Here is an 8,591-nt window from a genome sequence, read left to right as displayed (position 1 = left end):
CACCCGGCCGTCGGCCGCCAGGAAGGTGGCGGTCGTGGCCGTGTCGACGGCGGGCAGGTTGGCGCGCGGGTCGGCGCCCACCGCGTAGGTGAGTTCGACGGCGTCGGGCAGGGCGGCGCGCAACCCCTCCAGTGGGGTGACCGTGCGCTCGGCGAACACGCTGGCGCTGCCGCCCCCGCTGGTCCGGGCCTCGGAGGCGGCCAGTCCGACGAGCGCGATCCGGTTGGTCCCGGCCGGGTGGACCGGCAGGGCGGCGCGTTCGTTGCGCAGCAGCACGAAGGACCGGGTGGCGACCTCCCGGGCGATGGCGCGCCCGTCCAGACCGGAGGGCCGGTCGCCGGGGGCCACGACGGGGTCGGCTCCCTCCAGCAGACCGACGCGCGCGGCGAGCAGCAGTACCCGCCGCGCGAGGGCGTCCACGGCCTTCTCCGGGACCCGGCCGTCGCGGACGGCGTCGACGAGGTGCTGTCCGTAGACCGTGTTCGGGCCGGGCATGGCGACGTCGAGCCCGGCCAGGCAGTCGCGGACGGTGTCGCGGGCGGCCGTCCAGTCCGAGACGACGAACCCGTCGAAGCCCCACTCGTCGCGCAGCACCGTGTTGAGGTCGAGGTGCTCGGTCATGGTGGTGCCGTTGACCTTGTTGTAGGCGGCCATCACGCCCCAGGGCCGCGCCCGGGCGACGATGCGCTCGAAGGGGGCCAGGTAGATCTCGCGCAGGGTGCGCTCCTCGGCGCGGACGTCCACGGTGAAGCGATCGGTCTCGGAGTCGTTGGCGACGAAGTGCTTGACGGTGGTGCCGACCCCGCCCTCCTGGACGCCCTGGACGTAGGCGGCCCCGATCTCGCCGGTGAGGTAGGGGTCCTCGGAGTAGGTCTCGAAGTGGCGCCCGCCCAGCGGGGAGCGGTGCATGTTGACCGCGGGGGCGAGCAGGACGTGGACGCCCTTGCGACGGGCTTCCTGGGCCAGCAGGTGCCCGGCGGTGCGGACGAGGTCGCGGTCCCAGGTGGCGGCGATCGCGGTGGGACTGGGGAGCTGGATGGAGGGGTCGTCGGGGGTCCAGCGCTCGCCGCGCACCCCCACGGGCCCGTCGGACATGACGAGGCGGCCGAGGCCAATGTCGGGGTTGGCGGCGATGGCCCACATGGAGTCGCCGGACAGCAGGCGGACCTTGGCTTCGAGGTCGAGGGCGGCCAGGGCGGCGTCCACCCGCCGTTCGCGGGCCGGGTCGGCGTCGGTCGGTGCGCTCATGTCGCTCCCAGGGGTGTGTGGGGAGACGCGGGAGGAATTTACCTACCGGTCATTCGGCAAAACACTGACCTCAGGTTAAACGCATAATCATCCCGTGTGAAGTACCGCGGCGTAGCCTTGCTTCGATGAGCGAGCAGGAACCCGTCCCACCGCCGGAGGAATCCGGGCGGGAGTCGTCGGCGCCACCGGAACCGGGCCCTCCGGCGCGCAGGGGGCGCGGACGCCCGCGCGCCACGAGGCGCCGGGACCAGATCCTCGACGCCGCGCTCGCGGAGTTCGGCGAGTCCGGCTTCCAGGGGGCGTCCCTGGCCGCCGTGGCACGCAGGGTCGGGCTGAGCCAGCAGGGCCTGCTCCACCACTTCCCCAGCAAGGAGGCCCTGCTGATCGCCGTTCTCGCCCGGCGTGACGAGGTCGACGTCCGCGAGCTGGACGGACTCGGCGACACCGCCGCGCTCACCGGGCTCGCCGAACGCAACACGCGGCGCCCCGGGGTGGTCCGACTGCACTCGCTGCTCACGGCCGAGGGCCTGACCGGCGATCACCCGGCCTCCGCCTACGTCCGCGACCGCTACGCCCGCGTCCGGGAACGGCTCGCGCACACCCTGCGCACCGAACACGGTGACCGGCTGCCGAGCGGAGCGACCCCCGACCAGGCCGCCGCCCTGCTCACCGCCGCCATGGACGGCCTCCAACTCCAATGGCTGTACGACCCGGATTCCGTGGACATGCCGGATCTGATGGGACTCCTCACCGATGTCCTGCGTGGCGCGGCCCCGGACCCCACCCCGCCCTGACACCATGGAGGGCCATGGACGCCCTCGTTCTCGTACTCGTGCTCCTGATCGGTCTGGCCGTCGGTGTCGCCGTGGGCTGGACCCTGGCCCGGGGCCGCGCGGCCGAGGAACGCGCGAACGCCCGCGCGGCCCGGGAACGCGCCGCCTACGTGGAGGAACAGCTGGCCGATCGGTTCCGCGCGCTGTCGGCCCAGGCTCTGGACCAGACCAACCAGCGCTTCCTCGAACTCGCCGAGGGGCGCCTGCGCGCGGTCAGCGCCGAGGCCGGGGGCGACCTGGACGAGCGGCGCCAGGCGGTCGAGCGCATGGTGGAGCCGCTGACCGCCACGCTGCACCGGGTGGAGGCGCAACTGCGGGAGGCGGACGCGGGTCGGGCCGCCGCCCACGCGGAACTGGCCAAGCAGATGGAGCTGGTACGCGAGGGCTCCGAGCGCCTGAGGGACCAGACGCGGGCCCTGGTGACCGCGCTGCGGCGCCCGGAAGCGCGCGGCCGGTGGGGCGAGCTGCAGCTGCGCAGGGTCGCCGAACTGGCCGGGATGGCCGCGCACTGCGACTTCGACGAGCAGGCGAGCACCCGGGACGGAGCGCTGCGCCCGGACATGGTGGTGCGCCTCGCGGGCGGCAAGAACATCGTCGTGGACGCCAAGGTGCCGCTGGCGGCCTATCTGGACGCGGTCGAGACCGAGGACGAGGAGGCGTCGGCGGAGCGGATGCGCGCCCATGCCAGGCAGCTGCGCACGCACGTCGGGCAACTGGCGGCGAAATCGTACTGGACGGCCTTCACGCCCGCTCCGGAGTTCGTGGTGTTGTTCGTCCCCGGGGAGGCGTTCCTCGCCCCCGCCCTGGAGCACGACCCGGGCCTGCTGGAGCACGCGATGACGCGTCGGGTGCACATCGCCACCCCCACGACGCTCATCTCCCTGCTGCGGACCGCGCAGTACGCGTGGCAGCAGGAGGCCCTGAGCGAGAACGCCCGGGAGGTCTTCGAACTCGGCAAGCTGCTGCACGGCCGACTGTCCACACTGGGCGGGCACGTGGAGGGGCTGGGCCGGGCGCTGACCCGTACGGTGAGCGCCTACAACCAGACGGTGGGTTCCCTGGAGAGCCGGGTCCTGGTGACCGCCCGCCGCTTCCGCGACCTCGGGCTGGTGGACACGGATCTGGATCGGCCTTCGGGTGTGGAGGAGCACCCCCGCACCGTGACCGCGCCCGAGATGACCGCCCCGGAACTGACCGAACCCGACATGTCCTCCGAAACGTTGCGCGAGGCCACCGCGATGGATGGAATTCGGCACGCGGGTAAAGCTAACCACGGTCAGACCCAAATGGATCCCGGGGGCACCGTGCACTGAGCCCGACCCCGGAACGGGGCGGAACCATCACGCCCCAACCCGGTGTCCAACGGGTGGGAAGACGTGTTCGTCGCGGAAGGGGCAAGCAGCCGAAATGACGACACGATCCAAGGAAAAGTCACCGAAGTCTCACGTGAAGTGACACACTGAACACTGTGAGTAACACACTTGGGAGGCGCACGGTCATGCCCCCGCGGAAGGCGGACGGTCCGAGGCCCGGGCACGCACCGCACTCCGTACGGCCCCGCGGCCGCGGACGGGACGTCCCTCGCGCCACGAAGTCCACCCGTACGGACCCACCATCGAAGGCGCCAGCCCGGCGACCGCCCCGCCTGACCGGCCGGGGCGGCGTACTGCTGATCTGCGTACTCAGCTTCGCCGGGACCATGATCGCGCACTGGACGACCACCCCGGCGGCTCCGGGCCTGGCCTTCACCACCGCGTGCCTGGTCACGGCGTCCCTGGTCCGCCCGGGCGACCTACTGTCGCTGTCGGTGAGCCCGCCCATCGCCTACTTCGCCGCCGTGACCGTCGCCGAGTGTCTGATCGCGCTGGGCACCGAGGGCTTCGCCCGAGTCGTCCTGCTGGGGCTGGCGTCGCGCCTGGCCGAGGTCGCCCCCTGGCTGTTCCTGGGCACGGCCCTGGTCCTGGTGATCGGAGTTTTCCGAGGGCTGCCCGGCAACATCCGCGAGCTGAGCGACGACTTCAACGGCCGACGCTAGGCAGTGCCTCTCGGGGTTTGCGCCCCGGGTCGGCGCGCGGACTCCTAGAAGGGGGCGTCGCCGTCCTCGGAGGCGTCACCCTGGCGCTCGTCCATGGCGGCGGCCAGCTTGGCGCGGGCCCCCTCCAGCCACTGCTCGCACACGCGGGCCAGCTCCTCGCCGCGCTCCCACAGGGCGAGGGAGTCCTTGAGGCTGAGGCCACCGGACTCCAACCGGCGGACGACGTTGTTCAGCTCCTCCCGGCTCTCCTCGTAGCTGAGCTCGGGCTCGGTGCCCGCCGCGCCCGTGTCGTCGCCCTGCTCCACCATGGCTACTCCCCCTCTGTGCTGTGGTCGGTGGTGTCGTCGGTGTGGACCGCGTCCACGGTCGCCGTCAGGCTGTCCCCGGCGAAGCGCACGCGCAGGGACTCCCCCACGTCCGGTTCGCCCGCCGAACGCACCACCGCCCCGTCCTGGCGCTGCACGATGGCGTAGCCGCGGGCCAGGGTGGTGGCCGGGGACAGGGCGTGCAGGCGGGCGCGCGTGTGCGCCAGACCGTCCCCCGCCCGGTCGAGGGACACGGTCAGGCTCCGCCGCGCACGGTCGCGCAGCTCCAGGACCTGCTCGGTGAGACGGTCGATCTCCCGCACCGGACTGGCCAGCGCGGGACGCGAGCGGATGCCCTCCAACCAGGCGAGCTCCCGCTCCACCCCGCCCCGGATCACCCTGCGGCCGCGGTCGCGCAGCTGGCGGATGATCTCCAGCTGCTCCCCCACATCGGGGACGGTCCGCTTGGCGGCGTCGGTGGGCGTGGAGGCGCGCAGGTCGGCCACGTAGTCGAGCAGGGGTGCGTCCTGTTCGTGTCCGATCGCGCTCACCACGGGTGTGCCCGCGGCGGCGACCGCTCTGACCAGCGCCTCGTCTGAGAAGGGCAGCAGGTCCTCCAGAGACCCGCCGCCGCGCGCGATGACGATGACATCGACGTCCGGGTGCGAGTCGAGGTCCTTCAGCGCCTCCATGACCTCGCGGACCGCACGGTCCCCCTGGACCGCGACCGGCCGGACCTCGAAGCGCACGGCGGGCCAGCGACGGCGGCCGTTCTCCAGCACGTCCCGCTCGGCCGCGGAGTCGCGGCCGCAGATGAGGCCGACGGTGTTGGGCAGGAACGGCAGCGGGCGCTTGCGGTCGGCGGAGAACAGTCCCTCGGCGGACAGCGTGCGGCGCAGCTGTTCGAGCCGGGCCAGGAGCTCACCCAGCCCGACGTGGCGGATCTCCGACGCGCGCAGCGAGAAGGTGCCGCGCACCTCGTAGAAGTCGGGCTTGGCGTGGATGACGACGCGCGCACCGGCCTCGGGCGGCGGGCTCTGGGCGTCCAGGACCGTGGTCTGGCACACGACGCGCACGGACACGTTGGCGACGGGGTCGCGCAGCGTCATGTACGCCATGCGGCCGCGCCGGTTGAGCTCGGCGATCTGACCCTCGACCCAGATCCGGCCCAGGCGGTTGATCCAACCGCCGACGGCGCTCAGGACGACGCGTACCGGCTGCGGCGCCTCGGCGGAACTCTCCATCCCCATACCGATCGACCCTACGGCAGGCCACCGACAACCTGGCCCGACACGGCCGCGGCACGACGGAGGCACAGTTGACGACAGGGAAAGTGAAGAGCTAAGTTTCCATCATGGAAACCGAACCGACCACCCCCCGCCCCACCCCCGAGGAGGCCGCCGCCGCGCTGCGTGAGGCGGAGTCGGCGCAGGAGTCGACCAGGGCCGTGAAGGTACCCGCCTGGTACTACCCGGTACTCGGGCTGATCATCGCCCCCTACGGTCTGTTGTTCGTCATCCCCCACGAGGGATGGTGGCTCGCGGCGTACCTGCTCGGCCTGGTCGCGTTCCTCACCGCGACCGTCGTGCTGATGCGGGTCGGCGTGAACCAGATGGGGGTGCTTCGCTGGCTGACCCCGCGGGAACTGCGGCCGATCGCGGTCTGGTCCCTGTTCCCGATCATCGGCGGAATCGGGCTGTACCTGGTCCACGGCACACCATGGGCCTGGGTCGCCACGACGGCGGGCCTGGGCGTGGCGATCGGCCTGTTCGGCCCCTACCACCGGCGCACCAGCCCCTACTACCAGACGAGCGGGAACCGTTGAGCGCCACGACCGACGACGGCTTCGACCCGACGATCCACGCACCCCAGCGGCTACGGATCTGCGCGATGCTCGACGCCGTCGACCAGGTCGAATTCGGCACCGTCCAGGAACAGCTGAAGGTGAGCGCCTCGGTCCTCAGCAAGCACGTGAGCGTCCTGATGGACAAGGGCTTCCTGCACCAGACCCGGGCCACCCGGGACCGGCGGCAGCGCGTGTGGCTCTCCCTGACCAAGGAGGGGAAGGCGGCCTACCGCTCCCACGTGGCCGCGTTGCGGGAGATCACGGGCGCCTGACCACGCCTCCGCCGGGGCCGCCGGACCGACGGGGCGACCCCGGCACGCCGAGATCGCTCACTCTGCGCTCTCCAGCTTGGCGATGCGGTTGTCGTACATCTTGACAAACTCCGGCCGCCCCTCGTGCGCGACCTCGTAGGCGCGCAGGTCACGCACCTGGGCCACGGTGAGCTTGCGCAGACGGGCCCGGATCGACGGCAGGGTGAGATCGTCGTAGGTGGGCACGGCGAGCTCGTCCGCCGTGGGGGCGACCTCCTTGCGAACCTTCTCCAGGACCTCGTCGCTGGCGACCTCGGTGTGGGCCTCGGCCACCGCGATCTCCTCGGCGATCGCCGCGCCCTCCTCCTCGAGGTCGGCCGTGGCGGGGACGGCGGACTCCGACCGGCTCTCCTCCGCGGGGGCGGGAGCCTCCTCCTCGGTCGCGACCGCGTCCTCGGCCTCGGCGGTGGACTTCTCGGCCTCCCCCCGCTCCTCGGGCTTCGGGGACGCCTCCGCCGCCCGCGACTCCTCGACCTGGTCGGGAGCCTCGGCCTTCTCGGTCTTCTCCACGGCGGGAGCCTCGGCCTTCTCGGTCTTCTCCACGGCGGGAGCCTCAGCGGTCTCGGTGACCTCCGCGCTCTCGGAGGTCTCGACGGCCTCGGGGGTCTCGGCCTTCACCGGCGTCTCCGCCTTCTCCGGGGCGGTGCTCTGCGGCTTCGCGGACTCGTCCGCCTGGGCGGAACCGGTGGCGGACACGGGCTCCTTGCGCCCGAAGATCCCCTTGACCAGGGACAGCAGCTTCGTGGCGACGGTGGGGTTCGACATAGGACGGGGGCTCCTGATGCTCTCGGCGGGTGGGCCGGCGGCGCGCGTCCAGCAAAACCAGGCAAGGCCGAGTTGGGGCGAACCGCCTATCTACAGATGCGATGGTGCACCAGGATAGAGGAGGGTAGATCAGCATGAGCAGGCGATAAGTGAACGATTTCGCCACGTCGCGGCCGAACCCGGCATCTCACGCCGCGCACCCGCCCCGCCTGGACCCCGCCCCGCGAACCCCCACCTCGGTGCCTTCGACCACACACGCCACGGGGACCGTACAGGGCACCTAGGATGGGACCCATGACTGCGACGACGACTGCGACGACCCACCGCCGTGTCCTGCTCGCCAACCCCCGGGGATACTGCGCCGGTGTCGACCGCGCGGTCATCACCGTGGAGAAGGCCCTGGAGCAGTACGGCGCACCGATCTACGTGCGCAAGCAGATCGTGCACAACACCCACGTGGTGCGCACGCTGGAGGAGCGCGGAGCGATCTTCGTCGAGGAGACGGAGGAGGTGCCCGAAGGCGCCATCGTCGTCTTCTCCGCCCACGGCGTGTCCCCGGCCGTCCACGAGCAGGCCGAGCGGCGCAGGCTCAAGACGATCGACGCCACCTGCCCGCTCGTGACCAAGGTCCACAAGGAGGCCAAGCGCTTCGCCTCCGAGGACCGGGACATCATCCTCATCGGCCACATCGGCCACGAGGAAGTCGAGGGGACCAGCGGCGAGGCCCCCGAGCACATCCAGATCGTGGAGAGCCCGGACGAGGTGGACAAGGTCCAGGTCCGGGACCCGAACAACGTCTCCTGGCTGTCGCAGACCACCCTGTCCGTCGACGAGACCACCCAGACCGTGGACGCGCTGCGCGACCGCTTCCCGAACCTGCTCGACCCGCCCAGCGACGACATCTGCTACGCCACCTCCAACCGCCAGGACGCCGTCAAGGCGATGGCCCCCGAGTGCGAGCTGGTCATCGTGGTCGGGTCCGACAACTCGTCGAACTCGGTCCGCCTGGTCGAGGTCGCCCTCGACGCCGGCGCCGACGCCGCCTACCTCATCGACAACGCCTCGCTCATGGACGACGCCTGGCTGGAGGGCGTGACGACGGTCGGTGTGACCAGTGGCGCGTCCGTGCCGGACATCCTGGTGCGCGAGCTGCTCGACAGGCTGGCGGGCCACGGCTACGGCACGGTGACCCCGGTGACCACCGCCGACGAGACCCTGACCTTCTCGCTCCCCAAGGAGCTGCGCCGC

At 71.8% G+C, this 8,591-nt stretch carries 10 protein-coding genes; 6 read left to right on the top strand and 4 right to left on the bottom strand.

Features of this window, described 5'->3' with window-relative positions; translation table 11 throughout:
- On the bottom strand, nucleotides 1-1,248 hold a 1,248-nt coding region (locus tag D471_RS0107830), incomplete at its 3' end, for a glycoside hydrolase family 3 protein (RefSeq protein ID WP_017598102.1).
- A gap of 125 nt (nucleotides 1,249-1,373) precedes the next feature.
- On the opposite strand from D471_RS0107830, the gene D471_RS0107825 reads away from it, so the two are divergent.
- The 3 genes from D471_RS0107825 to D471_RS0107815 all read left to right on the top strand — a co-directional run bounded on the left by D471_RS0107825 (nucleotide 1,374) and on the right by D471_RS0107815 (nucleotide 4,116).
- Nucleotides 1,374-2,042 (top strand): TetR/AcrR family transcriptional regulator, encoded by a 669-nt coding sequence (locus D471_RS0107825; RefSeq protein WP_017598101.1) that lies wholly within the window; start codon nucleotides 1,374-1,376, stop codon nucleotides 2,040-2,042.
- A gap of 14 nt (nucleotides 2,043-2,056) precedes the next feature.
- Nucleotides 2,057-3,394, top strand: coding sequence for a DNA recombination protein RmuC (locus tag D471_RS0107820; protein WP_017598100.1), 1,338 nt, complete (start codon nucleotides 2,057-2,059; stop codon nucleotides 3,392-3,394).
- Between the two features lie 185 nt (nucleotides 3,395-3,579).
- Nucleotides 3,580-4,116, top strand: a complete 537-nt coding sequence (locus D471_RS0107815; protein ID WP_026127515.1) for a DUF6542 domain-containing protein — start codon at nucleotides 3,580-3,582, stop codon at nucleotides 4,114-4,116.
- 44 nt (nucleotides 4,117-4,160) lie between these two features.
- Here D471_RS0107815 and D471_RS0107810 read toward each other — a convergent pair whose 3' ends face one another.
- Nucleotides 4,161-4,424: an exodeoxyribonuclease VII small subunit gene (locus D471_RS0107810; RefSeq protein WP_017598098.1), complete on the bottom strand. Its 264-nt coding sequence runs from the start codon at nucleotides 4,422-4,424 to the stop codon at nucleotides 4,161-4,163.
- A gap of 2 nt (nucleotides 4,425-4,426) precedes the next feature.
- Nucleotides 4,427-5,671, bottom strand: coding sequence for an exodeoxyribonuclease VII large subunit (gene xseA / locus D471_RS0107805; protein ID WP_017598097.1), 1,245 nt, complete (start codon nucleotides 5,669-5,671; stop codon nucleotides 4,427-4,429).
- Between the two features lie 104 nt (nucleotides 5,672-5,775).
- Here xseA and D471_RS0107800 point away from each other — a divergent pair, with 104 nt between their 5' ends.
- Both D471_RS0107800 and D471_RS41660 read left to right on the top strand, forming a co-directional pair.
- The gene (locus D471_RS0107800; RefSeq protein ID WP_017598096.1) at nucleotides 5,776-6,246 is read left to right on the top strand and encodes a hypothetical protein; all 471 of its coding nucleotides are present in this window, start codon (nucleotides 5,776-5,778) and stop codon (nucleotides 6,244-6,246) included.
- Complete coding sequence (locus D471_RS41660; protein ID WP_017598095.1) at nucleotides 6,243-6,539, top strand: transcriptional regulator; 297 nt, start codon at nucleotides 6,243-6,245, stop codon at nucleotides 6,537-6,539. Before D471_RS0107800 ends, D471_RS41660 begins: the two co-directional genes overlap by 4 nt.
- A 57-nt stretch (nucleotides 6,540-6,596) precedes the next feature.
- On the opposite strand, the gene D471_RS0107790 is transcribed toward D471_RS41660, so the two are convergent.
- Entirely contained in the window at nucleotides 6,597-7,343 is a 747-nt protein-coding gene (locus D471_RS0107790; protein ID WP_017598094.1) for a hypothetical protein, read from the bottom strand.
- 294 nt (nucleotides 7,344-7,637) lie between these two features.
- On the opposite strand from D471_RS0107790, the gene D471_RS0107785 reads away from it, so the two are divergent.
- Nucleotides 7,638-8,591 (top strand): 4-hydroxy-3-methylbut-2-enyl diphosphate reductase (locus tag D471_RS0107785; RefSeq protein WP_017598093.1); only part of this gene is annotated, 954 nt, incomplete at its 3' end.

The sequence above is a fragment of the Nocardiopsis lucentensis DSM 44048 genome (genome assembly GCF_000341125.1).
GTDB lineage: Bacteria > Actinomycetota > Actinomycetes > Streptosporangiales > Streptosporangiaceae > Nocardiopsis > Nocardiopsis lucentensis.
Note: the sequence above shows the minus strand (reverse complement) of the source record. Positions and strands in the feature narration are given on the sequence as shown.

Coding starts and splice junctions, on each gene's coding strand:
- D471_RS0107825 (WP_017598101.1), top strand. CDS start 1,374: ATGAGCGAGCAGGAACCCGTCCCACCGCCGGAGGAATCCGGGCGGGAG.
- D471_RS0107820 (WP_017598100.1), top strand. CDS start 2,057: ATGGACGCCCTCGTTCTCGTACTCGTGCTCCTGATCGGTCTGGCCGTC.
- D471_RS0107815 (WP_026127515.1), top strand. CDS start 3,580: ATGCCCCCGCGGAAGGCGGACGGTCCGAGGCCCGGGCACGCACCGCAC.
- D471_RS0107810 (WP_017598098.1), bottom strand. CDS start 4,424: ATGGTGGAGCAGGGCGACGACACGGGCGCGGCGGGCACCGAGCCCGAG.
- xseA (WP_017598097.1), bottom strand. CDS start 5,671: ATGGGGATGGAGAGTTCCGCCGAGGCGCCGCAGCCGGTACGCGTCGTC.
- D471_RS0107800 (WP_017598096.1), top strand. CDS start 5,776: ATGGAAACCGAACCGACCACCCCCCGCCCCACCCCCGAGGAGGCCGCC.
- D471_RS0107790 (WP_017598094.1), bottom strand. CDS start 7,343: ATGTCGAACCCCACCGTCGCCACGAAGCTGCTGTCCCTGGTCAAGGGG.